This is a genomic window from Streptomyces sp. R28, from assembly GCF_041052385.1.
In the GTDB taxonomy this organism is placed as follows: domain Bacteria; phylum Actinomycetota; class Actinomycetes; order Streptomycetales; family Streptomycetaceae; genus Streptomyces.
Genome location: NZ_CP163439.1, coordinates 8,996,095 through 9,021,975, shown reverse-complemented (window position 1 = coordinate 9,021,975; position 25,881 = coordinate 8,996,095). Strand labels below are relative to the sequence as shown.

Here is a 25,881-nt window from a genome sequence, read left to right as displayed (position 1 = left end):
TCCCGGACCACCCAAATCGGGGTCCCGCTCAGCCTCCCGACGGAGCATCTGCTTGGCGTGGTGGTGAACCGGCCCTCGGTGTGGCCTGACCGATGATTTCTGCGCGCCGTGCTGGTCTGTATGCCGAACACCGACTCACGGGAGGCTGACGCTGTGCGGAAACTGATTTTCGGCATGAACATGAGCCTGGACGGCTACATCGCCGCGCCCGGCGACGACCTCGGCTGGAGCGTGCCGAGCGACGAGCTGTTCCAGTGGTGGTCCGACCGGGTGGGCGCGACGGACCTGGCGCTGTACGGGCGCAGGGTGTGGGAGGCGATGAGCTCCCACTGGCCGACCGCCGACAAGCGGCCGGATGCCACACCGGCGGCGATCGAGTTCGCCGGCCGCTGGCGAGACATGCCGAAGGTCGTGTTCTCCTCCACGATCACCACGGTCGACTGGAACACCCGTCTGGTCACCGGCGACGCGGTCACCGAGATCACCCGGCTCAAGGCCGAGGACGGCGGCCCGATGGACATCGTCGGTGCCACACTCGCCGCGGCGGCCATGCGGGCCGGGCTGATCGACGAGTACGTGCTCGTCACCCATCCGGTCCTGGTGGGCGGCGGCACGCCGTTCTTCACAGCCCTGGACAACTGGGTGAACCTGAGCCTGTTGGAGACCCGGACGTTTCCCGACGGCGTGCTCCTGAGCAGGTACGAGACCAGGCGCTGAGTGCCCGACGGCGGATCAGCGCGGACTTCGGGCCACCCGAGGATCTCGTGGCGCTGTGTTCCGAGGCGATCGTGACGTCCCTGGTGAGGTACGCCTGTCGCGGCGTCCGGTCGTCGCGAGGCAGTACTTGGTGGCGTCGTCGATCACCGCTCTGATCCGCCAGATGCCGCCAGCAGCAGCCAGGGCGAGCTTGAGCTCCGATCTGCTCACCCGGACGCCCTTCGTGACCAGTCAGCTTCGGACCCTGCCACGAAGTCTGACGCACTCCACGCACGATCAAGGGAACATGTGTTCTATTCTGGGGGCAGTGCTACCGAGGAGGCCTCATGCGCTGGGAGAACCTCACCCTGGAGTCCGACCACAGCCGGGCCGACTCCGCGCTGTTCGGTGCGGACGCCGTAGTGACCCGCACGTTCGACACGCCCGAGTTCGCCGGCATCACGTTCCACGAGATCCGGGCGCGCTCGATCCTCAACCGGGTGCCGGGGGCCTCGCGGATGCCCTTCGAGTGGACGGTCAACCCCTATCGGGGCTGCTCGCACGCGTGCGTGTACTGCTTCGCCCGCAAGACCCACAGCTATCTGGACCTCGACACGGGACTCGGTTTCGACTCCCAGATCGTGGTCAAGGTGAACGCCCCGGAGCTGCTGCGCCGCCAGCTCTCCTCGCGCCGCTGGCGGGGCGAGCACATAGCGATGGGCACGAATGTCGACTGCTACCAGCGCGCCGAGGGCCGCTACCGCCTGATGCCGGGCATCCTCGCCGCCCTGCGCGATCACGCCAACCCCTACTCGATCCTGACGAAGGGCACGCTGATCCTGCGCGACCTCGACCTGCTGAAGCAGTCCTGCGAGGTGACGGACGTCGGCATATCCGTCTCGGTCGGCTTCACCGACCCCGAGCTGTGGCGCACCGTGGAGCCGGGCACGCCCGCGCCCGAGCGCCGTCTCGACGTCGTACGGACCCTGACCGAGCACGGTCTCGGGTGTGGCGTGCTGATGGCGCCGGTGATCCCTTTCCTGAGCGACCACCCGGCCCAACTGCGAGCCACCGTGCGGGCGATCGCCGCCGCCGGGGCCACCTCCGTCACGCCGCTGGTGCTGCACCTGCGGCCGGGGGCCCGCGAGTGGTTCATGGCCTGGCTCGACCGGCACCACCCGTATCTGGTCCGCCGTTACGAGCGGCTGTACGCGGACGGCGCCTACGCGCCGAAGTGGTACCAGCGCCGGATCACCCGCCAGGTCCACGACCTGGCACAGGAGTACGGCATCGGCCCCACGCGCGCGGACATGCCCCGGCGGATCCGCGAGCCGGAGCCGGAGCCCGCCGAGCACACGCGGTCCGAACCTACCCAACTCTCACTCATTTGAGGGCATTGGAGCGCTTCCCTCGACCCAATCGGGTCAACTCCTACCGGAACGAGTTCTTCCGGGCATCCCTTCCGGGACGAATGCGGCAGGGACCGCGACACTCGCGGTCCGCGCCCCTCCGTCCTGGAAGGTCCCCATGAGAGAACGCGCAGCCGTACTGTGCGGCGCCGCCGCCGTCGTGGCCGGGGCCCTGACGGCCGTCCCCGCCGAGGCGAGCCCCCCGCCCGCGGCGGACACGTCTCACGCCGCTCCCCTCACCTGGAAGAAGTGCGGCACCAAGAAGTACCCGACGCTCCAGTGCGCGTCCCTCGATGTGCCGCTCGACCACTCCCGTCCCCGAGGGCGGCACATCACGCTCTCGCTGTCCCGTGTCCCGCACACCGCGAAGAAGTACCAGGGCCCGCTGCTGGTCAACCCGGGCGGCCCCGGCGCCAGCGGCCTCACGCTCGCCGGATTCGTGGCCTCCGCGCTGCCCAAGGCGGTGGCGGCACAGTACGACGTCATCGGCTTCGACCCGCGCGGAGTCGGCAAGAGCAAGCCCGCCCTCGACTGCAGGCCGGGCCACTTCGCCGCGGTGCGCCGGGACGCCGTGCCGAGCACCTCGCAGATCGAGCGGGCCAACCTCGCGCGTGCCAAGGCCTTCGCGCGGGCCTGCGGCAAGAAGTATGGGGACGTACTGCCCTACATCGACACGATCAGCGCCGTGCGGGACATGGACCGGATCCGCGCGGCACTCGGCGCGCGGCAGATCAACTACTTCGGTTACTCGTACGGGACCTACCTCGGCGCGGTCTACGCGAAGCTCTTCCCGGAGCGGGTGCGGCGCGCGGCCCTGGACTCGGTCGTCGACCCCACGGGCGTCTGGTACGACGACAACCTCGCGCAGGACCACGCCTTCAACGACCGGCACCGCGCCTTCATGGCATGGATCGCCAAGCACGACACGGTCTACCGGCTCGGCAGCGATCCGGCGAAGATCGAGGCCAAGTGGTACGCGACGCGGGCGGCCCTGGCCAGGAAGGCGGCCGGCGGCAAGGTGGGCGCCTCCGAGCTGGAGGACACCTACATGCCCGGCGGCTACTACAACGGCTACTGGCCCTACCTCGCCGAGGCGTTCGCGGCGTACGTGAACGGCAAGAACGCCGACTCGTTGGTCAAGGCGTACGAGAGGTTCGGCGCCGCCGACGCGTCCGACGACAACGGCTACAGCATCTACACCTCGGTGCAGTGCCGTGACGCCGCCTGGCCGCGCGACTGGCGCAAGTGGCGGACGGACAACTGGGCCGTCTATGCGAAGGCGCCGTTCATGACCTGGAACAACGCCTGGTACAACGCGCCGTGCGCATTCTGGCCGACGAAGCCGCTCCCCTCGGTCAGCGTCGCCAACGACGAGGTCGCGCCGATGCTGCTGTTCCAGGCGACGGAGGACGCGGCCACCCCGTACGCGGGCGCCGTCACGGTGCACCGGCTGCTGGCCCGCTCCCGTCTGGTGGTCGAGCAGGGTGGCGGCAACCACGGCATCACGCTGGGCGGGAACGCCTGCCTGGACAAGCACCTCGCGGCGTACCTGGCCGACGGCACGCTGCCGCGCGGCCGAGGCACGGCCGACGCGGTGTGCGAGGCACAGCCCGACCCGAAGCCGATGAGCTCCAAGGTCGCGTCCACGTCGTCGCGCGGCGCCGAACTGCACGGGCTGCTCGGCTTCCGCCGCTAGAGCCTGACGGTCCGTCGGGGGCGTTGTCAGACCCGTGGTCCACCATGGACGGCATGAGTGAGCTGACCAGGATTCCCGCCCCCGACGGGGTCGCCCCCGCCGCCCAGTACACGCATGTCGTGCTCGGCACCGGCCGTTTCGCCGCCGTCTCCGGCCAGCTCGCCCTGGACGAGAACGGCAAGCTCGTCGGCGAGGGCGACCCGGCCGCCCAGGCCCGCCAGGTCTTCGAGAACCTGCGGCGCTGCCTGGCCTCGGCTGGGGGTACCTCCCACGCCTTTAAGGCAGTGGGGGAGCGACCTTCGACGACGCCGTCAAACTCACCTACTTCGTCACGGACATGGCGCACATGCCGGCGATCCGCGCGGCCCGCGCCGACCACATACCCGACGACCGGCTGCCGGCCGCGTCGGCGGTGCAGGTCGCCGGGCTGGTGCGGCCGGAGTTCCTGATGGAGATCGAGGCGTTCGCGGTGCTGCCGGGTTAATCGAAGGCGGACCCGGGCGGACGGTGTCTACGGTGCCGTCATGGACGACGACATACTGATCCGCCCCATGGCCCTGGCCGACTGCGAGCGCGTCGCGGAGATCCGCATCGGTGGCTGGCAGAGCGCGTACCAGGGCCTGGTACCGCAGCCCTACTTGGACGCCCTGGACGCGACACGGGACGCCGAGCGCCGTCGCGCCCACTTCGCGCAGGCCGACAAGAGTGTGGTGAACCTGGTCGCCGAGCGGGACGACGAGATCGTCGGCTGGGCCTGCCACGGCCCGTACCGCGACGGCGAGGTGCGCACCGAGGACGCCGAGTTGTACGCCCTCTACGTGGATCCCGGACGGTACGGCGACGGCATCGGCCACGCCCTGCTCCAGGAGTCGGTACGCCGGTGCACGGCCGCCGGGCACGCGCGCATGCTGCTCTGGGTCCTCGAGCACAACACCCGTGCCCGGCGTTTCTACGAGCGGGCGGGTTTTGGCCCGGACGGCGCCGAGGAGCCCTTCGAGGTGGACGGCGTGGAGGTGCCCGAGGTGCGGTACGCGCGGGATCTGCCGGCCGGCTGACGGGCCGGCCCGAGATCACCGACGGTCGGCCCGGCCTGCACCGCCGCCCATGGCTTCACCCGCCGCCGATGGCTTCACCGCTGCCGGGGGGTTTCACCGCTGCCGGGGGGTTTCACCGCTGCCTCGGGATCCGCGCCAGCGCGTGTACCGCCGCCTCCGCGAGTGCCGGGTGGGCCAGTGCCTCGTTCAGGACGCGTCTGGCCCGGGTGTCGCCGAGTGTGCCGAGGCCCTCCACGCAGGCGAGGGCCACGCGCCGGTAGGGGTCGTGCGGGCGCAGACGCCGCTCCAGGGTGGTGATGAGGGCGTGCACGGCCTCGGGGGCGCGCAGCTCGACCAGGAGCCGGACCGGGTGCAGGGCGTAGGCGACGCGGAGTTCGTTGGTGGCCAGGGCGGGCGCCGCGCGGGCCGTGCGCGGGTCGCCGAGCCGGGCGAGGGCGTGGGCGGCGGAGACACAGCGCTGCGGGTCACGGTGGTTCAGGAGCAGGACGAGAGACTCGAAGGACCGGCGGTCCCCGGCGAGGCCCAGCCGGAACGCGGCCAACTCCCTGGCCCACAGCGGCTGTCCGGGCGCGGTGAGCACATCGGCGAGTTCGTCGAGGTCCTCGGTCGCCACGAGGCGGTCGTACGCGGCCGACGCTCCGGACTCCTGCCGTAAGCGCTCCGTGAGTGATCGCAACTCTTCGTCCATGAAGCCGAGCGTATGCAAGCCGCGCGCCTCGCGGGACCTACATCACAAAGCCGAGGTCTGGCGTGCTCGTTACCCACCGGTTAAGCTCATACGAGCGAGTCACCCACTCGCACCTTCACTTGCAGCGGCCTGGTGACGCAGCCACTGCAAGGGGACACCTCCCACGCCGTCAAGGCAGTGGGGGCGCTGGTCGGTTCGGTACATCAGGTACCGCAGTACGACTCGGCTCCGGGACAGGGCCGGTCGGATCCGCCGTTCCCCGGCGCGTGTGCACGCGCTCGGTGACGGCACCGGGCGTGTGCGCCAGTAGCCCGGCAACACCCGCAATCCCTCCTTTTCGCACCCGGTGCGCCTTCTCGGCGCACCCGGGCGCGTTTCCAGTCGTCACCCTCATTCCTGGAGTCCCGCGATGGCCACTCCCCTGTCCGACACCTCGTCCGACACCCCTCTGTCCCCGCTCAAGACCGTTGCCGTCGTCGGCCTCGGCACCATGGGCACCGGCATCGCCGAGGTCCTGGCCAAGGCCGGTCGCGAGGTCATCGGCATCGACATCAGCGAGGCCGCTGCCGCCAAGGCCGTCGCCACCCTGGAGACCTCGACCGCCCGTGCCGTGGAGCGCGGCCGGCTGACCGGGGAGGAGCGCGCTCAGGCCCTCGCCCGCGTCCGTACCTTCACCGACCTGCAGGCGGCGGCCGGCGCGGACCTGGTCATCGAGGTGGCGCCGGAGTCGTACGAGATCAAGCAGCAGATCTTCCGCGAGCTGGACGGGATCGTGCGCCCCGAGACGATCCTTGCGACCGGCACCAACGCCCTGTCGGTCACGCGCCTTGCCGCCGACTCGGCCCGCCCCGAGCGCGTGCTCGGTCTGCACTTCTTCAACCCGGCGCCGGCGATGAAGCTGGTCGAGGTCGTCTCGTCCGTGCTGACCGCGCCGACGGCCGTCACCGCGGTCACGAACCTCGCCCTCGACCTCGGCAAGGAGCCCGTCGCGGTCGGCGACCGGCCCGGTTTCGTCGCCGACGGCCTGCTGTTCGGCTACCTGAACCAGGCGGCCGCGATGTACGAGGCGAAGTACGCCTCCCGCGAGGACATCGACGCCGCGATGCGGCTGGGCTGCGGACTGCCGATGGGACCGCTGGCCCTGCTCGACCTGATCGGCATCGACACCGCGCGCAGGGTCCTGGAGGCCATGTACGCCGAGTCCCGCGACCGGCTGCACGCCCCCGCGCCGATCCTCAAGCAGCTCAGCGAGGCGGGCCTGACGGGCCGTAAGTCGGGCCGCGGCTTCTACACGTACGAGGCGCCGGGCAGCGCCACCGTCGTGCGGGACGCGCTGACGCCGCTGGACGGCGCCGCCCTGACCCCCGGCCGTACGGTCCGCTCGGTCGGTGTCGCGGGCTCCGGCACCATGGCGTCCGGGATCGCCGAGGTCTTCGCCAAGGCCGGTTACGAGGTCGTGCTCGCCGCCCGCAGCGAGGAGAAGGCGCAGGCCGCGAAGGCCCGTATCGGCAAGTCGCTTTCACGTTCTGTCGACAAGGGGCGGATGACCGCCGAGGCCGCCGCGCAGACCCTGGACCTGATCACCGCGGCGGGTTCGTACGACGCGTTCGCCGAGGTCGATCTGGCCGTCGAGGCCGTCGCCGAGGACCTGGAGATCAAGCAGCAGCTGTTCGCGACGCTGGACAAGGTCTGCAAGCCGGGCGCGGTGCTCGCCACCACGACCTCGTCGCTGCCCGTGGTCGCCTGTGCCCGCGCCACCTCGCGTCCGCAGGACGTGATCGGCATGCACTTCTTCAACCCGGCGCCGGCGATGAAGCTGGTCGAGGTCGTCCGTACGGTGCTGTCCGCCGACGACGTCCCCTCCACGGTCCGCGAGGTCTGCGGCAGGATCAAGAAGCACGCCGTGGACTGCGGCGACCGTGCGGGCTTCATCGTGAACGCCCTGCTGTTCCCGTACCTGAACAACGCGATCAAGATGGTGCAGGAGCACTACGCGACGCTCGACGACATCGACGCGGCGATGAAGCTGGGCGGCGGCTACCCGATGGGGCCGTTCGAGCTGCTGGACGTCGTCGGGCTCGATGTCTCCCTCGCGATCGAGAAGGTCCTGCACCGCGAGTTCCGCGACCCCGGCCTCGCTCCGGCGCCGCTCCTGGAGCACCTGGTGGCCGCGGGCTGCCTCGGCCGCAAGACGGGGCGCGGCTTCCGCGAATATGCCCGGCGCTGAGCGGCCCGGCGACTGGTTCAGCAGCGGTCAGGAGTGGGGCGGGCTGCTGGACCCCGGCAGCCCGCCCCCGCCCGCCCCGCGCAGCTCGCCGCCGGCCGCCCGACCCGGCACTCCCCCGCCCGTCCAGGGCGGGGGAAACCCCGTGCATGCGCATCAAGCTGCGCACATGCAGTACGTTCGGGTCATGCCCCAGCCCGCCAAGTCCTCACGTACACCAGCCACGCCCGACGCGCCGGAAAGTGCCGCAGGCAGTCGCGCGGCCGCCCAACGGCTCAAGATGCGCCGCGAACTGGCGGCCGCGGCGATGGAGCTGTTCGCGACCAAGGGGTACGAGGCGACCACCGTCGACGAGATCGCGGCCGCGGCCGGGGTCGCCCGGCGCACGTTCTTCCGCCACTTCCGCTCCAAGGAAGAGGCGATCTTCCCGGACCACGACGACACCCTGATCCGCGCCGAGGCGGTGCTCAACGCCGCACCGGCCCATGAGCACCCGCTCGACACGGTGTGCCGCGGCATCAAGGAAGTCATGCGGATGTACGCGGCCCGTCCGGAGATCTCGGTCGCCCGCTACAAGCTCACGCGCGAGGTGCCCACCCTGCGCGAGGCCGAGATCGCGTCGGTGGCCCGCTACGAGCGGCTCTTCACCCGCTACCTCCTCGGCCACTTCGACGAGCACGCGCACGACGACGACGCCAACGACGACCCGCTGCTGGCGGAGGTCGCCGCGTCCGCGGTGGTCACCGCGCACAACCACGTCCTGCGGCGCTGGCTGCGGGCCGGGGGCCAGGGTGACGTGGAGGCGCAGCTCGACCACGCCTTCGCGATCGTGCGGAGGACGTTCGGGACGGGGATCGGGGCGGGCCGGGAGACCACACCGCGTACGGCGCCGGCCTCGGTGGCGACGCAGGGCGAGGTGCTGGTGACGGTGGCCAGGACCGACGCGCCGCTCGACGAGGTGATGCGGACCATCGAGCAGGCGCTGAAGGAGCGGGCCTAGGGCACCGGCCCGGGGCGCCGGGGTCGGCGGGGGGCAGGTTCGGGGCGCGGGTCCGGGGCGCGGGCTCAGGGCCTCGCTGTGAAGCTCTTGAGGGGCCCTCAGCGATTCCTCAGAGATCCCTCAAAGAATCCCCCGGGGGAACCATCGCGCAGGCACGTCCGTCCTCCATGTCGAAGCACGATCTTCATGGTGTGCGACGGAAGTGAGTTGCCATGCAGACGGACAACCCGAACAAGCTCGAAGCCACACTGGCCGACGGGCGGCGCATGACCCTGTCCCTCCCGGCGACGGACGCGAAGTGGGCCGCCGACGGCATCAGGGGCCTGCGCGCCGTGCCGCCCACCCACACGGGCCGTGGGGAGGAGCCTCCCGCCCTCCCCGAGGAGCCGGCGCTCCCCCTGCAGGTGGCGCTGCTCGGCCTGGGCGCCTAGCGCCGACGCCGAAGACGCCGGACGCAGCGACCCGGCGCGAACCGGGCCGCCAGCCCCGCGTCCGCCTCCCCCGTCAACAGCCCCGCCACCAGCCGCCCCGTCGCCGGGGCCAGCATGTTGTGGCCGGTGGCCAGCAGAACCCGGGGGCGGCCCGGCACCGGGCCGATCAGGGGCAGCCCGTCCGGGGTCATCGGGCGCGGCCCCATCCACTCCTGCCCCCGCCGCTCCCAGTCGGCCCCCGGCAGATACGGCCGCGCGGCCGCCAGCGGCGCCTCCACGCAGCCCTGCCGGAAGCGGTCCGGGTCCCGGTCGAACTCCATCGTCCCGGCGACCCGCACGCCCTTGCCCAGCGGCGCCAGCACCGCCTTCGCCGAGCCCAGGTGCACCAGCCGCCTCGGCAGCGACTCGGCCGGCACGGAGAAGCTGTACCCCTTCCCCGCAGCCACCTCGATCCGTATCCCCAGCGAGGCACTCACCTCCCGGGACCAGACGCCCGCGGCGATCACCACCGCATCCGCCTGCCAGGTCCCGGCACTCGTACGGACCTCGACGCCCTTCGCCCCGTCCCGCACCGCGGTCACCCGCGCCCCTCCATCAGCTCGACCCCGTCGCACAGCAGCCGCTCGGCCAGCGCGTCCACGAACTGCCCTGGACCCACGGCCCATTGGCGCTCCACCAGGAACCCGGCCCGGGCGGCCGGCCCAAGGGCGGGCTCCACCTCGGCCAGCGCCGAGCCCCGCAGCACGCCCTCAGGCGCGACCGGCGCGCCGAGCCGGCGGAAGCCCGCCAGCCCGTGCGCCGCGTCCTCGTACGACGGGTACGCGAACAGGAAGCCGTCCTTCCCTGCCCCACCGTCCACACCGAGCGCCTCCAGTTCCTCGAACAGCGCGAAGGTGTCCTCGGCGAGGGCGGCGAGGGCGGCAGCACCGGTGTCGTGGTCACCGTCGGCGCCCGGGCCGCGGGCACGGTCTGCCTCACCGGCGACCCGGACGAGGTGCGGCGCTTCGGACTGGTCGTCCAGCGGCAGACCGAGATCCTGCTGGAGGAGGCGGCCCTGCTGCGCTCCCGGCCGCTGCACGAGCGGGCGGTCGACGACTGCGTACGGGACATCGCGCTGTACGACCCCGAGGTCGTCGACGCCGAGACGGTGGCGGCGCGGCTGGCGGAGCTGGGGGCCGATCCGCGGATCCCGCGCACGGCGGTGGTGCTGGACGTCCGGGCGGGCGGGGCGTCACGGAGGTCGCTGCTGCGGACGGTACGGGAGGTGTTCGGCTCCGTTCAGGACGTGACCGGGGAACTCGCCGCCGGCCGGTACGCCGTCCTGCACACCTCGACCGGCCGCCCGGAGCGGCTGGTCCATCGGTGCTCCGCGCTGGTCGAGCGCCTCGGCGAGCGGCACGGGGCCGACGCGCGGTGCGGGATCGGCGAGCCGGGCCGGGGCGTGGCGGGGGTGCACGCCTCGTACCGGGACGCGGCGCCGGCACTGCGTGCCGGGCCCCGGCTGGAGCCGGACCGCCGCGTCTTCGCCGTGACCGACCTGCGCGTGCCCCAGCTCGTGGCGTCGGTGGTAGGGCACGACCGCGCCCGGTACGCGGCCGCGGTCCTTGCGGGACTGCGTGAGCGCGAGGACTGGCCCGTGCTGCGGGAGACGCTGATCGCCTGGGCGGAGGGCGGCTTCCAGCTGGTCCGCACGGCACAGCGCCTCGCGGTCCACCGGAACACACTGCTCTACCGGCTGACGAAGATCGAGGAGCTGAGCGGGCGCGGGGTGCGGGAGCCGCGTACCGCGATGGCCATGTATCTGGCGTGTCTCGCCGATGCCCTGCAGGCGACCGACGGCTGACCGGCAGCTGACACCACTGACCGATAGCACCCGATAAGCACCTACTCGCCGGTAGCTTTGATCGATCATCGCTCATTTGTTACGTAAAGATTTCATCTGAGAGCAAGTTCTGGCACTCGGTGCCTTGCCAGGTGACACGGCGTGCCATACGTTGAAGGAGTCCGGGCGGCCGGCGTGCAGAGACCTTTCGTACGCCGGCTGTCCCCGCAAACCCCTCCCGGGGTCTGCGCGCCCGGCGCCTGCGTCACAGGCAACCTCCCGCGCCACAAAGCGCTGCCGAACAGCACAACAGCCGAACCGACGGCACCCACCAAAAACCCTCAGCAGCAACGACGTAACCCTCAGCACCCCTCCCTCAGGGTGCTCACCGCCGGAGGCAACACCGTGACCGTGAAGGACATTCTGGACGCGATCCAGTCGCCGGAATCGACGCCGGCCGACTTCGCCGCTCTGCCGCTCCCCGAGTCGTACCGCGCGATCACCGTGCACAAGGACGAGACGGAGATGTTCGCGGGCCTTCAGACGCGCGACAAGGACCCGCGCAAGTCGATCCACCTGGACGACGTTCCGGTGCCGGAACTCGGGCCGGGCGAGGCCCTGGTGGCCGTCATGGCCTCCTCGGTCAACTACAACTCCGTCTGGACCTCGATCTTCGAGCCGCTGTCGACGTTCGGGTTCCTGGAGCGCTACGGCAAGCTCAGCGAGCTCACCAAGCGCCATGACCTGCCGTACCACATCATCGGCTCCGACCTCGCGGGCGTCGTCCTGCGCACCGGCCCCGGCGTCAACGCCTGGAAGCCCGGTGACGAGGTCGTCGCGCACTGTCTGTCCGTCGAGATGGAGTCCTCGGACGGCCACAACGACACGATGCTCGACCCCGAGCAGCGCATCTGGGGCTTCGAGACCAACTTCGGCGGCCTCGCCGAGATCGCCCTGGTCAAGTCCAACCAGCTCATGCCCAAGCCGGGCCACCTCAGCTGGGAGGAGGCCGCGGCCCCCGGCCTGGTCAACTCGACCGCCTACCGCCAGCTGGTCTCCCGCAACGGCGCCGGCATGAAGCAGGGCGACAACGTCCTGATCTGGGGCGCGAGCGGCGGACTCGGCTCCTACGCCACCCAGTTCGCGCTGGCCGGCGGCGCCAACCCGATCTGCGTCGTCTCCAGTGACCAGAAGGCGGACATCTGCCGCTCGATGGGCGCCGAGGCGATCATCGACCGCAGCGCCGAGGGCTACAAGTTCTGGAAGGACGAGCGGACCCAGGACCCCAAGGAGTGGAAGCGCTTCGGCAAGCGCATCCGCGAATTCACCGGCGGCGAGGACATCGACATCGTCTTCGAGCACCCCGGCCGTGAGACCTTCGGCGCCTCCGTCTACGTCACCCGCAAGGGCGGCACCATCACCACCTGCGCCTCGACCTCGGGCTACATGCACGAGTACGACAACCGCTACCTGTGGATGTCGCTGAAGCGGATCATCGGCTCGCACTTCGCCAACTACCGCGAGGCCTGGGAGGCCAACCGGCTCATCGCGAAGGGCAAGATCCACCCGACGCTGTCGAAGGTCTACTCCCTGGAGGACACCGGCCAGGCCGCCTACGACGTGCACCGCAACCTCCACCAGGGCAAGGTCGGCGTCCTCTGCCTGGCCCCCGAGGAAGGCCTCGGCGTTCGCGACGAGGAGATGCGCGCCAAGCACATCGACGGCATCAACCGTTTCCGCAACATCTGATCCGCGACATCTGAGACACCCGAGGTCATAGATGACTGAGCGTCAGCCCGCCGAAGGCAAGCGGGAGAAGGACCGGCCGTGGCTCATGCGGACCTACGCCGGTCACTCCACGGCCGAGGCGTCCAACGAGCTGTACCGGCGCAACCTCGCCAAGGGGCAGACCGGCCTGTCGGTCGCGTTCGATCTGCCGACGCAGACCGGCTACGACTCCGACCACATCCTCGCCCGCGGCGAGGTCGGCCGGGTCGGCGTGCCGATCGCGCACCTCGGTGACATGCGCCGGCTGTTCCAGGACATCCCCCTGGAGCAGATGAACACCTCGATGACGATCAACGCCACCGCCATGTGGCTGCTGGCGCTCTACCAGGTCGTCGCCGAGGAGCAGGGCGCGGACATCACCAAGCTCCAGGGCACGACCCAGAACGACATCGTCAAGGAATACCTGTCGCGGGGAACCCATGTCTTCCCGCCGGGGCCCTCACTCCGGCTGACGACGGACATGATCGCGTACACGGTCTCCCACATCCCGAAGTGGAACCCGATCAACATCTGCAGCTACCACCTGCAGGAGGCGGGCGCCACGCCGGTCCAGGAGATCGCGTACGCGATGTCCACCGCGATCGCGGTTCTCGATGCCGTACGCGACTCAGGGCAGGTCCCCGCCGAGAAGTTCGGGGACGTCGTGGCCCGTATCTCCTTCTTCGTGAACGCGGGCGTCCGCTTCGTCGAGGAGATGTGCAAGATGCGGGCGTTCGGGCGGATCTGGGACCAGGTCACGCGCGAGCGGTACGGCATCGAGAACCCCAAGCAGCGCCGCTTCCGATACGGCGTCCAGGTCAACTCCCTCGGTCTGACCGAGGCGCAGCCGGAGAACAACGTCCAGCGGATCGTCCTTGAGATGCTGGCCGTGACGCTCTCGAAGGACGCACGCGCGCGTGCCGTGCAGCTGCCGGCCTGGAACGAGGCCCTCGGCCTCCCCCGTCCCTGGGACCAGCAGTGGTCGCTGCGCATCCAGCAGGTGCTCGCCCATGAGAGCGACCTGCTGGAGTACGAGGACATCTTCGAGGGCTCGCACGTCATCGAGGCGAAGGTCGCGAAGCTCGTCGAGGAGTCCCTCGCGGAGATCGAGCGGATCCAGGAGATGGGCGGCGCGATGGCCGCCGTCGAGTCGGGCTACCTCAAGTCGCAGCTCGTCTCCTCGCACGCCGAGCGCCGGGCCCGTATCGAGTCCGGGCAGGAAAAGATCATCGGCGTCAACATCTTCGAGACGACCGAGCCGAACCCGCTGACGGCCGACCTGGACACCGCGATCCAGACGGTGGACCCGGCCGTCGAGGCCCGAGTGATCGCGGGACTCCAGCACTGGCGCGACACCCGCTACCAGCCGCCCTTCAACCACCCGCGCCCGTGCAAGGCGCTGGAGAAGCTGAAGGAGGCCGCCAAGGGCACCGGCAACCTCATGGAGGCCACCCTGGAGTGCGCCCGCGCCGGTGTCACGACCGGCGAGTGGGCCGGGGCCCTGCGCGAGGTGTTCGGCGAGTTCCGGGCGCCGACCGGCGTGTCGTCGGCTCCGGTGGCGGTCCCCGCCGAGGAGGGCTCGGCCATGTCCCAGGTGCGCCGCAAGGTCGACCTGACGGCCAAGGACCTCGGCGTCGGCAAGCTCCGCTTCCTCGTCGGCAAGCCCGGCCTGGACGGCCACTCCAACGGCGCCGAGCAGATCGCCGTCCGGGCCCGTGACGCCGGGTTCGAGGTGGTCTACCAGGGCATCCGCCTGACGCCCGAGCAGATCGTGGACGCGGCCCTCGCGGAGGACGTGCACGCGGTCGGCCTGTCGATCCTCTCCGGATCGCACGCGCAGCTGGTGCCGGACGTGCTGGAACGCCTCCGTGTGGCCGGTGCCACAGATATACCGGTGATCGCCGGTGGCATCATCCCGAATGGTGACGCCGAGCAGCTCAGGGCAGCCGGTGTGGCCGCCGTCTTCACCCCGAAGGACTTCGACATCACCGGAATCATCGGCCGCATCGTCGACGAGATCCGCAAAGCGAACAAGCTCGACCCCCTGGAGGTCCCCGCATGACCACGCCCGCCCCGCAGGTCAACCGCCTTCGCCCGCGGCGCTCCTGCCTCGCCGTCCCCGGAAGCAACCCCCGCTTCCTGGAGAAGGCCCAGGGCCTCCCCGCCGACCAGGTCTTCCTGGACCTGGAGGACGCGTGCGCCCCGCTCGCCAAGCCCGAGGCGCGGCACACCATCGTCAAGTTCCTCAACGAGGGTGACTGGACGGGCAAGACGAGGGTCGTGCGCGTCAACGACTGGACGACCGAGTGGACGTACCGCGATGTCGTCACGGTCGTCGAGGGAGCCGGCCAGAACCTCGACTGCATCATGCTGCCGAAGGTGCAGACGGCCCAGCAGGTCGTCGCCCTCGACCTCCTGCTGACCCAGATCGAGAAGACGATGGGCTTCGAGGTCGGCAAGATCGGCATCGAGGCGCAGATCGAGAACGCCCAGGGCCTGAACAACGTCAACGAGATCGCGACGGCCTCCCAGCGCGTCGAGACGATCATCTTCGGCCCGGCCGACTTCATGGCGTCGATCAACATGAAGTCGCTGGTCGTGGGCGAGCAGCCGCCCGGCTACCCGGCGGACGCCTACCACTACATCCTGATGAAGATCCTGATGGCCGCCCGCGCCAACAACCTCCAGGCGATCGACGGCCCCTACCTGCAGATCCGCAACATCGACGGCTACCGCGAGGTCGCCCAGCGTGCCGCGGCCCTCGGTTTCGACGGCAAGTGGGTGCTGCACCCGGGCCAGGTCGAGGCGTCCAACGAGATCTTCTCGCCCTCCCAGGAGGACTACGACCACGCCGAGCTGATCCTGGACGCGTACGACTACTACACGTCCGAGGCGGGCGGCAAGAAGGGCTCCGCGATGCTCGGCGACGAGATGATCGACGAGGCCAGCCGCAAGATGGCCCTGGTCGTCTCCGGCAAGGGCCGCGCCGCCGGCATGCAGCGCACCAGCAAGTTCGAGATCCCCGCCAGCTAAGGAGCCCTGAGCGCGATGCAGTTCGGACGCACCTACGAGGAGTTCGAGGTCGGGGCGACGTACAAGCACTGGCCGGGCAAGACGGTCACGGAGTACGACGACCACCTGTTCTGTCTCCTCACCATGAACCACCACCCGCTCCACATGGACACGAACTATGCGGAGAAGACGACGGACTTCGGCAAGAACGTCGTCGTCGGGAACTACATCTACTCGCTGCTGCTCGGCATGAGCGTGCCGGACATCTCCGGCAAGGCGATCGCCAACCTGGAGATCGAGTCGCTCAAGCACGTGGCGCCGACCTTCCACGGCGACACGATCTACGGCCAGACGACCGTGCTCGACAAGTGGCCGTCGAAGTCCAAGAACGACCGCGGCATCGTCTACGTCGAGACCAAGGGCTACAAGCAGGACGGCACGCTGGTCTGCGTGTTCCGCCGCAAGGTCATGGTCCCCACCGAGACGTACATCAAGGAGCGCGGCGGCGAGCAGCCCGGCCGCCCGGAGCTCGCCGCACCTGCGGAAAAGAAGTCGGAGAAGTAAGCCATGGCCCGTCTCGCCCAGACCGCCGGTCTGACCGACATCCAGCAGGAGATCCTCTCCACCGTCCGCGACTTCGTGGACAAGGAGATCATCCCGGTCGCCACCGAGCTGGAGCACCGCGACGAGTACCCGCAGCAGATCGTCGACGGCCTCAAGGAGTTGGGCCTGTTCGGCCTGATGATCCCCGAGGAGTACGGCGGTCTGGGCGAGTCGCTCCTGACGTACGCCCTGTGCGTCGAGGAGATCGCCCGCGGCTGGATGTCGGTCTCCGGCATCATCAACACGCACTTCATCGTGGCGTACATGCTCAAGCAGCACGGCACGCAGGAGCAGAAGGACCACTTCCTGCCTCGCATGGCGGCCGGTGACATCCGCGGCGCCTTCTCGATGTCCGAGCCGGCCCTGGGCTCCGATGTGTCGGCCATCACGTCGAAGGCGGTGAAGGACGGCGAGGAGTACGTCCTGAACGGCCAGAAGATGTGGCTCACGAACGGCGGAACGTCAAGTCTGGTCGCCGTTCTCGTCCGAAGTGACGAAGGACACCCCGAGGGCACCGCGCCCCACAAGTCGATGACGACCTTCCTGGTCGAGAAGGAGCCCGGCTTCGGCGAGGTCCGCCCCGGCCTCACCATCCCGGGCAAGATCGACAAGATGGGTTACAAGGGCGTCGACACGACCGAGCTCATCATGGACGGCCTGCGAATTCCGGCCAATCGGGTGCTCGGTGGCGTAACGGGCCGAGGTTTTTACCAGATGATGGACGGCGTCGAGGTCGGGCGCGTCAATGTGGCGGCGCGTGGCTGTGGGGTCGCTCAGCGTGCGTTCGAGCTCGGTGTCCAGTACGCCCAGCAGCGGCACACCTTCGGCAAGCCGATCGCCCAGCACCAGGCGATCCAGTTCAAGCTGGCCGAGATGGCTACCAAGGTCGAGGCCGCGCATGCCATGATGGTGAACGCGGCACGCAAAAAGGACTCCGGGGAACGAAACGACCTTGAGGCTGGGATGGCGAAGTACCTCGCCTCCGAGTACTGCAAGGAGGTCGTGGAGGATGCCTTCCGGATCCACGGCGGCTACGGCTTCTCCAAGGAGTACGAGATCGAGCGCCTCTACCGTGAGGCCCCGATGCTGCTTATCGGTGAAGGTACCGCCGAGATCCAGAAAATGATCATCGGTCGCAGGTTGCTCGAAGAGTATCGGTTCCAAGGCTGATTGTCCGCATACGGGGTGTTTTCTTGGAGAAGAAGATCACACCCCGTCAGCACTCTTCAGCCGCCGACTCGACTTCCTGGCTTGCCCAGTTGCGGCCCGCGACCGGTACGATCCCGGGAAAGCCGCCGTCCCCTGATACCGCGCGGCATCATCCGCTACGAAGGTCATCCATGCCCCACAGCCAAACCTCTGCACCACGCGACAGCCGGGCCGGCGTACGACTCGCGCGCGGAGCATCGCCGTGGCTTCTCCCGACCGTCGCCACCGCAGCCGTCAGCCTTCTGCGCGCACGCCGCTCCGGCGTCGCCAAGGCCGTTGCCGTGCCCGCCACCGCTCTCGCAGCGGGCATGCTGTGGTTTTTCCGCGACCCCGAGCGCGAGATCGCCCAGGGCCGGGTCATCTCGCCCGCCGACGGTGTGGTGCAGAGCATCATGCCGTGGAAGGACGGCCGCACCCGCGTCGCGATCTTCATGAGCCCGCTCAACGTCCACGTGAACCGCGCGCCGCTCTCCGGCACGGTCACGTCCGTGGAGCACATCCCCGGCGGGTTCGTTCCGGCGTTCAACAAGGAGAGCGAGAACAACGAGCGCGTAGTCTGGCATTTCGACACCGAACTCGGCGACATCGAGATGATCCAGATCGCCGGCGCGGTGGCCCGCCGCATCGTCCCGTACATCCCGCAGGGCACGAAGGTCGAGCAGGGTGACCGCATCGGGCTGATCCGCTTCGGCTCGCGCGTCGACATCTACCTGCCCGAGGGCGTGGAGGTCGCGGTCGAGGTCGGCCAGAAGACCGTGGCTGGGGTGACTCGCATTGACCGTGATTGATCCTGATACCCAGGCGGGCTGGGTGCCCGAGGCCGACGACTTGGACGAAGAAGAGGAGATGCCCCTCTCTCTGCGCCTGTCGATAGCGGACACGCTCACCCTCGGCAACGCCACGTGCGGCTTCATGGCGGTGTACTTCACCACCACCGGCATCCTCATCCCGCACCTCTCGGGCGACAATTCGGGCATGGCCCGCAACAGCGCGGCCACGGCCGTGATACTGATGCTGTGCGCGGCTGTCTTCGACCTGTTCGACGGCCTCGTCGCCCGCAAGCTGCGGTCCTCGCCGATGGGTGCGGAGCTGGACAACCTCTCCGATCTGATCAGCTTCGGCCTGGCGCCCGCGTACTTCGTGCTCGTGTACGGCATGGTCGCGAGGGACGCGCATGAGCGGGTCGCGGCGGTGGGCGCGATCGTTGTGCTGTTGGCGGTGGTGCTGCGGCTTGCCCGCTTCTCGTGCGTCACCGTGAAGGACGGCACGTTCCAGGGCATGCCCTCGCCATTCGGTGCACTCACGGTCGTCTCGATCGTGCTGCTGGAGCTGCCGTTCGAGGCGACGCTGCTGGCGGTCGTGGGTACCGCGTGGCTGATGGTGAGCCGGGTCGAGTACCCGAAGCCGCGGGGCGTCCTCGCGGTGGCGGTGCTCTGCTGGATCGTGTCGGCCATGGGCATGCTGGCGGCGTGGGCGTTCGACGCACCGAGCGGCCAGGTGCTGCTGCAGACGGGCTGCGCGCTGCAGATCGTGATGGCGGCGACGATCCCGCTGTTCGCCACGGCGCGCCGGGTGAACACCTTCCGTGACAACAGGCGCGAGAGCCGCGAGGCACGGGCGGCGCAGGTCCCGTAGCTCGGCTTGTACGTCGCCCGAGGGGCCCGGACCGAATCGCGATTCGGTCCGGGCCCCTCGGGTTTTCCCCGGCAGCACCCTCGATGCCCTGCCGGACCGGCGAACGCGGCGGGGGAATCCAGCGCGGTATCGCTGCGGGCCGTCGGCATGATGACAACCGCGTCGCCGTCCTTCTTGAGCTGTCGTACGTCTCCGGCCAACGATCGCGGCACGGTGCGGTGCCGATCTGCGGCACGGCCGGCAAGAGCACAGCGCCGGCTGCCGACGACGGTCGGCCTGCCCGTGGCCGGTCCAGAGGGGCCCCGAGAGCGCCGATGGCCGGCACGGGGCGACGGCGGGGCCCAGGGCACTTGCCGGGACTGAGTCGGGGTGAACAGGATCATCGGCAGGGCGGCTGCCACGGGGGGCGTAACGGCCGTCTCCCAGCGGATCCAAGTCCCGCGCCCGGTTTCGTCCAGGCCGGGGTCGCCGCGCGCGCTTTCCGGTCAGGCAGTAGAGGCCGTGCACGCCATCGTCCTCCCCCAGCATGCGCCGGATGTCGGCGACGGGCCGCCGGGCCACCTGCCAGGCTGCGGCTTCGTCCCGCCACGCGCTGTGCTGCCGGGACAGCCCCACAGGCCCGGGGCGAGGGCCCACACAGCAGTGGCATCAGCCAGACGGGCCCGGCCCCGGCACCGGTGCCGGGGACCTGAACGACCCAGTGGCCATTAGGCTCGCCAGTTGCGTGCCTGTTGCCCGGCGATCCGGGCAGCCCACAGCCCCATCACGACAGACACGGCGAGCACCACGGCGACCGCGGTCGCCATGAGGCCCTCGGGGACGAAGTAGGCCATTCCTGGCCGGGCGACCGGTCGTGCGGTCCAGGCAGCGACGACGCACCCGGCCAGTGCGGCGAGCGCGAGCGGCGCGACGATCGCCCAGGCCGCGCTGCTGCGAAAGACACGGTATCCGCCGGTCAACACGGTCAGCGGCGCCAGTGCCCGGCCCTGGCGCAGGAACTCGGCTTTGCCGCTGAGGCCGATGGCGAGCATGAGGATTCCCATCCCCAGCACACCGAAGAGCTGGATCCACCGGCCCTGGTCCTGGTCCGGAACGCCGTCCGCCAGCCACTCCTCCCCGGGGAAACGGACCTGGGCCCCGCGGGGATAGGCCCGGTAGGAGGCTTCCTTGAGAGCCGCGACGGCAGGGACGCCGCCGTCAGCCCTCACCACCGCCAGGGTGTTGGTGCTCTGCACGGTTTGCTCGGCCAGCTCAGCGCGGTCGGCTCGGACCACCTTCAGATAGGTGCCGCCCTCCGTGTTCCAGTGGAGCAGCTGCTGCAAGCGCCGATCGAGTGCGACATCGACACGGGCCGGTGTGGGCGAACACGGGAGCCGAAGGCTCTCCAGAGCGGCGCATCCCCCGCTGATCGTGATGGGGCCATCATCGGCGCTGCGGGGAGGCGCGAGGACGACGGGCACATTGCCGTCGGGGATGGACTCAAGATAGGCGGCGGCCTCCCTGGCGGAGACCGTCCCCCTGGGGCCGATCTCGGCCACGTTCCTGTCGACAGCGCTGAGGATCTCCTCCATCTTGGCGCCGTAGGTGCCGAACATCGCCTGCCAGGCGAGGGCCTGCATGAAGACGATCAGCGCAACCGTCACACCGGTGACCAGGCGGGCCGTGGCCGCCGGGTAGCTGCTGATGCGGCGGCCCGCGATCAGCGCACCGGCCCATCCCCGCCGGCGCCCGGTCCGCTCCAGGCTTCCCCCGAGCTTGGCCACGACGACTGCCACCCCGGCCGGCAGGGTGAGTATGACGAGGGCAAGGCCGATCCAGCTGATCCATGTCCGGTACTGCGTGTTGTCGCCGGCGAGTTCCGGACCGCGGCTGGCGAGCAGGATCGCCGGCGCACAGAGAAACGCGAGGTACCGCTGTCGGCGTGACCTGCCCGCGTTGGCGGGTCGGGTCCCCTTGGCCCGGCTGGCCAGCTGATCGCTGATGACGGCAAGGGCCAGCGCCGAAACCATGACGGCCACGGGGGCCAGCAGTACCGGCCAGCCATGCTGACGCACGTCGGCGGATGACGTCGCGTAGCCGACGAACGGGACCCGGACGTCAACGAACGCGGCCACGGCGAAGAACGGAATCGACGCGAAGGCTCCCCACGTCACCGGGCGCATCGCCTCGCCCACGGCGATCAGGGCGCGGTCGCGCCGCAGTCCTCCCAGGGCATCGACCAGGGCGGCTCTGCGGTCACGGCCATGTGCCCCGGCACGCAGTGCGGTGAACAGGAGCACGAGACCTGGTACGAGCATCAGGCCGATGACGAGGCCCTGGAACATCCACTCGGGCTTGTCGTTGTCGCGCCCCATTCCTGGCGCCAAGCCTTCAGCCGGCACGCCTGCCTGCGGCCCGAAACCGACCACGGTCTCGATCGGCGCCTCGGCTTTCATGTCCTTGGCGGGCCGGACGTAGGCGAGCCACTCTCCAGGGTCGTCCAACCCCTCCTGCCCGACCGTGCCCGAGAGCTTTCCGTAACGGCCGGCGATTCCCTCCGCGGCGCCGGCTTTCAGGAGACCGGGGGACAGAACGGCCTCACCCGGCCCCGGCCAGCGATCCACCCCTGGAGGAAGTGGGGCATTCGAGGTACGCGGCGCGATGAACACCACGCTGAAAAGCCGCTGCCCCTTCAGCGCGTCCGAGCCGGCCAGCCACAACGTGGCCGGGTTTGCCTGTGATTGCTCTGTCAGCCCGACCGGAGTCCTGGCGTCACGCCGCAGCTCCTTGCCGACATAGGAGGCGTGGACCATCGCCAGCACGCCCAGGCACAGTGCGACAGCGAAAGCCGAAAGCGCCAGGGCCGCGGCCCTGGTTCCGGCCGCCTCCGAGCGTCGACCCGCGTCGCGCCCTATGCGCAGTAGCTGAAGTGACAAGCCGCCGTGTCTGGCCCCGCTCACGCCTCCACCGCCTCCCGCGCCCGGGCAGGAACCAGCGAACCGGCCTCAAGACGCAGCACCCGGTCCGCGCGTGCGGCAACCTCGGCGTCGTGCGTCACCAGCACCAACCCACACCTGCGCCGCCGAGGGAGATCGAAGAGCAGTTCCGCGATGCGAGCGGTGGCGTCAGGGTCGAGGGAACCAGTGGGCTCATCGGCCAGAATCAGCTCGGGCGAGTTGATCAGCGCACGAGCCACGGCTGTGCGCTGGTGCTCACCTCCGGAGAGTTCCTCCGTCGTCTCAGCCGGCGGAACGCGTAGTTCGTCCAGCAGTTCCTGTGCCTGGCGGTATCCGCCGGCGCGGTCAGAACGCGACAACAGCGCCGCCAGCGCCACGTTGTCCAGCGGGCTGAGTTCGGGCAGCAACTCCCCGAACTGGAAGACTGTGCCGATTGTTTCGCTGCGCAGCTTGGCGATCTGCTTACCCCGCAGCTTCGTCACTTCCGCACCGGTTACCCTGATGCTTCCGCCATGGGGCTTGATCAGACCGAGGATCGACGAGAGCAGCGTGCTCTTGCCGGAGCCGCTCGGACCTGTGATCGCCACTGACTCGCCGGCGCTGACACTGAGCTGCAGGCCCTTGAACAGGCTCCGGTTCCGGACCGAGTAGTTCAGATCCTGAATGTGGAGTACGGGGTCGGGCGTGGGCCCGGTGTCGGAGTTGCTCACGTGATGTGCCCTCGGGTAGCTGTTGCCGCGTCACCGTGCGACGTCGCGGTGATGCTGCAGGGCAGAGGCGGCCCCCCTGTCCCGCGGATGACGGGCTCTTCCCGTGAGCATGAACAAGCGCCCCCGTGAATCGTCCCCCGTTGCGCGAGAGAGGTCAGCCCCTCGCGATTGGTGCCGATATTAGGGCAAGGCGATCACCGGGCAAAAGAAAGAGACCAACTCGCCCTCGGCACGTTCACGTTGCACCACAAAGACAAATCGGACCTAAGGATCTCGACGGGTTCCCATGGTCCTGACACGCACTGAAGCGTCTTGACGGATGGGCAGCAATGTCTGCCTCCCGAAGATACCTCAACCCATATTCCATTGAGGGGTCGATGCGAGCGGCCAAGGAGAACGCCGAGCGCCGGGCATCGTCTCCATATGATGCACGTCACATGACGGGAAAGGCGTGTGCGTGCCGCCCTTCAACCCGCCTTTCGAGTAGAGAGGTTGCTCGCCGGACCGAGCACCCAGGGCGTCAAGTTCCGTACATCGCATGGCAGTTGAGATCTCATAGAGATTGTCCCTGCCCTGAGCGAAGCGCGCCGAGCGATGATGCGAGCCCCGCCGGAATTGCGCTTGCCTGCCGTCGGCTTTGGCTTATGATCTTGCACTGGTCGCGAGGAAGGCCTTCTTCTCGCTGCCATGGGGGGCTCTACAACGGAAGCCGCTGGGCGTGACCTGCCTCGCGTGGCCCTTCCCATGGGTGCGTCATATCTGAGGGCCTTCATCGTGATGACCACCAATCGCAGCTGTTGAGTTGCTGCGTCAAAGGGGAGAAATCATGCAGATATCCAGGAGCGCCAAGAAGGCCGCGATGGCCGTTGTCATGCTCGGCGCTGTTGCGGGGGCATCGCCGGCCTACGCCGACGCCGGCGAAGACGTCACGTCCCAGCTGAACCACCACACGAACCCGAACATCCACATCGCTTACGCCTACAGCCTGCAGTCGAACGGCAACAAGAATGTCGCCGTTCGCGACCAGCAGGCGGACGGCAACGGCGTCTACTCCGAGTTCGACCGCAAGAACACCAAGGGCCTCCGCCTCCTGAACAACCAGGGCTCGGGGAAGACCACGTTCAGCGACGACTCCACCAGCAATTACGTCGTGAAGGTCACCGCCTGCGTGCACTTCGACGGGACCCCGGACAAGTGCGGTCCGGACGACCGGCCCGGCGACGGACGCTGATCCCATGCCCGGTGTGGGCAGATGCCGCATCTGCCCACACCGGGCATCCGCGCCCCGGACACTGACTCGCCGGCGCTTGAAAGCCTCTGTTTCCTCGGCCGCCTGCGCCTCCTGACCAGGGACGACCCGAATACCGCCCGGCGCGTCGCTCGCGCAGCGTCGCGTCCATGTCCTGGACCGCGTGTTCTCGTTCGGTGCGCTCTCGATCGTCTCGATCGTGTCGAGGCCCGGATGCCCTGCGCATCCGGGTCGAGCAGGCCGAGCCGCTGCGCGTGCGGTACGGCGCTGAGGCAGTCCGTGGCGTCCAGCTTCCGGTACACGCCCCGCAGATGCCTGCGCACGGTCCGCACCGAGACGTGCGGTCGACGTCCCATGGTCTGCCCGGCGGAAACGGGTGCGGAGCGTGGACCACGCCCCGCACCGCTCGGGCACGTCCCGCCAAAGCCGCCCCGGTGCGGAACATCCGCACGATCCCATCAGGGCCCGCGACGTCGGCATGATCCACATGATCCAGACGACGGTCCCAGGGGCGTCAGCGACAGCCCCACGCGGTCCGGCCGAGTTGTGCGCAGGCGGCGCCGGTCCCGGTCGTGGCCGGGTGCGGGACCGCGGCCTCCGGGGCCGCGCCCCGCCCACGGTCAGGCCAGGAAGTCCCGCACGATCGACTCCGCCACGCGTTCCAGGAGAGGACCCGCCTGGGCCATGGACTTCGCCGGGTCCGGTTCGAGCGCCGACAAGGCGTACGCGCGGCGGATGCCCGCGTTGCCCAGGTCCGCTGGCGGGAGGGCCAAACGGCCGCAGACCGCGACGACCTCAATGCCGCGGGCGCGGGCCGCCGCAGCGACGCCCGCCGGGGCCTTGCCGTGCAGGGTCTGCTCGTCCAGGGAGCCCTCGCCGGTGATGACCAGATCGGCCCGTTCCAGTGCCGAGCCGAAGCCCAGCACGTCGAGCATGACCTCGATGCCGGGGCGGAAGCGGGCGCCCAGGAGGAGGGCGCCGTAGCCGATGCCGCCCGCGGCGCCGGCGCCGGGCGCGGCGGCGTGCTCGGCGGCCTGGGGCCCGACCGACTCCTCCAGCACCTTCGCGAAGTGCGCGAGCGCGGCGTCCAGCGTCTGCACGTCGTCCGGCGAGGCCCCCTTCTGCGGGCCGTACACCGCCGGCGCGCCCTTCGGGCCGGTCAGCGGGTTGTCGACGTCGCTGGCGAGCACCAGCTCGACCGAGGCCAGTCTCGGATCCAGGCCCGACAGATCGGCGGTGGCCAGGTCGGCCAGGCCCCCGCCGCCCGGCGCCACCGGCTCTCCGTCGGCACCCAGGAAGCGCGCGCCCAGCGCGGTCAGCATGCCGGCGCCGCCGTCCGTGGTGGCGCTGCCGCCGACGCCGAACACGATCGTGCGGGCACCGGCGTCCAGTGCCGCCCGCAGGAGTTCGCCGGAGCCGTACGTGGACGCCGTGAGCGGCGCGAAGGCACCCGCGGGCAGCCGTTGCAGACCGCTCGCCTCCGCCATCTCCACGACCGCCGTGTCGCCGCGCAGCGCGAACGCCGCCGTGACCTCGTGCCCGAGGGGCCCCGCGACCTGTACCTCGCGCCGCTCGAAGCCGGCCGCGACCGCCGCGTCCACGGTCCCGTCGCCGCCGTCGGCCACGGGCATGGCCTCGACCTCGAGGTCCGGCACGACCCGGCGCAGACCGGCCGTCACCCGCTCGGCGACCTGCACGGCCGTGAGCGACCCCTTGAACTTGTCCGCGGCGATGAGCAC

Annotated in this window: 20 protein-coding genes and 2 pseudogenes; 17 read left to right on the top strand and 5 right to left on the bottom strand. The window is 69.8% G+C overall.

Annotation, left to right across the window (positions count from 1 at the left end; genetic code table 11):
• Positions 1 to 153 precede the first annotated feature (153 nt).
• The 5 genes and pseudogenes from AB5J49_RS39605 to AB5J49_RS39585 all read left to right on the top strand — a co-directional run bounded on the left by AB5J49_RS39605 (position 154) and on the right by AB5J49_RS39585 (position 4,856).
• Positions 154 to 717 (top strand): dihydrofolate reductase family protein, encoded by a 564-nt coding sequence (locus tag AB5J49_RS39605; RefSeq protein WP_369173715.1) that lies wholly within the window; start codon positions 154 to 156, stop codon positions 715 to 717.
• A 326-nt stretch (positions 718 to 1,043) separates the two neighbouring features.
• Positions 1,044 to 2,087: an Rv2578c family radical SAM protein gene (locus tag AB5J49_RS39600; RefSeq protein ID WP_369173714.1), complete on the top strand. Its 1,044-nt coding sequence runs from the start codon at positions 1,044 to 1,046 to the stop codon at positions 2,085 to 2,087.
• 136 nt (positions 2,088 to 2,223) lie between these two features.
• Complete coding sequence (locus AB5J49_RS39595; RefSeq protein ID WP_369173713.1) at positions 2,224 to 3,801, top strand: alpha/beta hydrolase; 1,578 nt, start codon at positions 2,224 to 2,226, stop codon at positions 3,799 to 3,801.
• Between the two features lie 53 nt (positions 3,802 to 3,854).
• Positions 3,855 to 4,285, top strand: a pseudogene (locus tag AB5J49_RS39590) (RidA family protein).
• A gap of 40 nt (positions 4,286 to 4,325) precedes the next feature.
• Positions 4,326 to 4,856, top strand: coding sequence for an N-acetyltransferase family protein (locus AB5J49_RS39585; RefSeq protein WP_369173712.1), 531 nt, complete (start codon positions 4,326 to 4,328; stop codon positions 4,854 to 4,856).
• 112 nt (positions 4,857 to 4,968) lie between these two features.
• Here the strand turns inward: AB5J49_RS39585 and AB5J49_RS39580 are convergent, their stop codons facing one another.
• Complete coding sequence (locus AB5J49_RS39580) at positions 4,969 to 5,544, bottom strand: adenylosuccinate lyase (RefSeq protein ID WP_369173711.1); 576 nt, start codon at positions 5,542 to 5,544, stop codon at positions 4,969 to 4,971.
• 409 nt (positions 5,545 to 5,953) lie between these two features.
• On the opposite strand from AB5J49_RS39580, the gene AB5J49_RS39575 reads away from it, so the two are divergent.
• The 3 genes from AB5J49_RS39575 (at position 5,954) to AB5J49_RS39565 (ending at position 9,199) form a co-directional block, all read left to right on the top strand.
• Positions 5,954 to 7,771, top strand: a complete 1,818-nt coding sequence (locus tag AB5J49_RS39575) for a 3-hydroxyacyl-CoA dehydrogenase family protein (RefSeq protein ID WP_369173710.1) — start codon at positions 5,954 to 5,956, stop codon at positions 7,769 to 7,771.
• Positions 7,772 to 7,937: 166 nt separating this feature from the next.
• On the top strand, positions 7,938 to 8,768 hold the full coding sequence (locus AB5J49_RS39570; protein WP_275947262.1) for a TetR family transcriptional regulator: 831 nt from the start codon (positions 7,938 to 7,940) through the stop codon (positions 8,766 to 8,768).
• 212 nt (positions 8,769 to 8,980) lie between these two features.
• On the top strand, positions 8,981 to 9,199 hold the full coding sequence (locus AB5J49_RS39565; protein WP_369173709.1) for a hypothetical protein: 219 nt from the start codon (positions 8,981 to 8,983) through the stop codon (positions 9,197 to 9,199).
• Here AB5J49_RS39565 and AB5J49_RS39560 read toward each other — a convergent pair.
• Positions 9,196 to 10,073, bottom strand: a pseudogene (locus tag AB5J49_RS39560) (NAD(P)/FAD-dependent oxidoreductase). The gene AB5J49_RS39565 and the pseudogene AB5J49_RS39560 overlap by 4 nt on opposite strands.
• 60 nt (positions 10,074 to 10,133) lie before the next feature.
• Between AB5J49_RS39560 and AB5J49_RS39555 the strand changes: the two are divergent.
• From AB5J49_RS39555 to pssA, 8 genes are all read left to right on the top strand, one after another.
• Entirely contained in the window at positions 10,134 to 11,042 is a 909-nt protein-coding gene (locus AB5J49_RS39555) for a PucR family transcriptional regulator (RefSeq protein WP_369173708.1), read from the top strand.
• Between the two features lie 384 nt (positions 11,043 to 11,426).
• The gene (gene ccrA / locus AB5J49_RS39550; RefSeq protein WP_369173707.1) at positions 11,427 to 12,770 is read left to right on the top strand and encodes a crotonyl-CoA carboxylase/reductase; all 1,344 of its coding nucleotides are present in this window, start codon (positions 11,427 to 11,429) and stop codon (positions 12,768 to 12,770) included.
• A 31-nt stretch (positions 12,771 to 12,801) separates the two neighbouring features.
• Positions 12,802 to 14,850, top strand: a complete 2,049-nt coding sequence (locus tag AB5J49_RS39545) for a protein meaA (RefSeq protein ID WP_369173706.1) — start codon at positions 12,802 to 12,804, stop codon at positions 14,848 to 14,850.
• A complete protein-coding gene (locus AB5J49_RS39540; protein WP_369173705.1) occupies positions 14,847 to 15,821 on the top strand; it encodes a CoA ester lyase in 975 nt (324 codons plus the stop codon). The genes AB5J49_RS39545 and AB5J49_RS39540 overlap by 4 nt, the downstream gene beginning before the upstream one ends.
• Positions 15,822 to 15,836: 15 nt before the next feature.
• Positions 15,837 to 16,364, top strand: a complete 528-nt coding sequence (locus AB5J49_RS39535; RefSeq protein WP_369173704.1) for a MaoC family dehydratase — start codon at positions 15,837 to 15,839, stop codon at positions 16,362 to 16,364.
• Positions 16,365 to 16,367: 3 nt separating this feature from the next.
• A complete protein-coding gene (locus AB5J49_RS39530; RefSeq protein ID WP_369173703.1) occupies positions 16,368 to 17,573 on the top strand; it encodes an acyl-CoA dehydrogenase family protein in 1,206 nt (401 codons plus the stop codon).
• A 170-nt stretch (positions 17,574 to 17,743) separates the two neighbouring features.
• Entirely contained in the window at positions 17,744 to 18,400 is a 657-nt protein-coding gene (locus tag AB5J49_RS39525; protein WP_274249870.1) for a phosphatidylserine decarboxylase, read from the top strand.
• Positions 18,387 to 19,247: a CDP-diacylglycerol--serine O-phosphatidyltransferase gene (gene pssA / locus AB5J49_RS39520; RefSeq protein ID WP_369173702.1), complete on the top strand. Its 861-nt coding sequence runs from the start codon at positions 18,387 to 18,389 to the stop codon at positions 19,245 to 19,247. The genes AB5J49_RS39525 and pssA overlap by 14 nt, the downstream gene beginning before the upstream one ends.
• Positions 19,248 to 19,954: 707 nt before the next feature.
• On the opposite strand, the gene AB5J49_RS39515 is transcribed toward pssA, so the two are convergent.
• Entirely contained in the window at positions 19,955 to 22,048 is a 2,094-nt protein-coding gene (locus AB5J49_RS39515; protein WP_369173701.1) for an ABC transporter permease, read from the bottom strand.
• Between the two features lie 134 nt (positions 22,049 to 22,182).
• Entirely contained in the window at positions 22,183 to 22,893 is a 711-nt protein-coding gene (locus AB5J49_RS39510) for an ABC transporter ATP-binding protein (protein WP_369173700.1), read from the bottom strand.
• Positions 22,894 to 23,719: 826 nt separating this feature from the next.
• On the opposite strand from AB5J49_RS39510, the gene AB5J49_RS39505 reads away from it, so the two are divergent.
• Positions 23,720 to 24,124, top strand: coding sequence for a hypothetical protein (locus AB5J49_RS39505; RefSeq protein ID WP_369173699.1), 405 nt, complete (start codon positions 23,720 to 23,722; stop codon positions 24,122 to 24,124).
• A gap of 638 nt (positions 24,125 to 24,762) precedes the next feature.
• Here the strand turns inward: AB5J49_RS39505 and AB5J49_RS39500 are convergent.
• The gene (locus AB5J49_RS39500; RefSeq protein WP_369175408.1) at positions 24,763 to 25,881 is read right to left on the bottom strand and encodes a glycerate kinase; all 1,119 of its coding nucleotides are present in this window, start codon (positions 25,879 to 25,881) and stop codon (positions 24,763 to 24,765) included.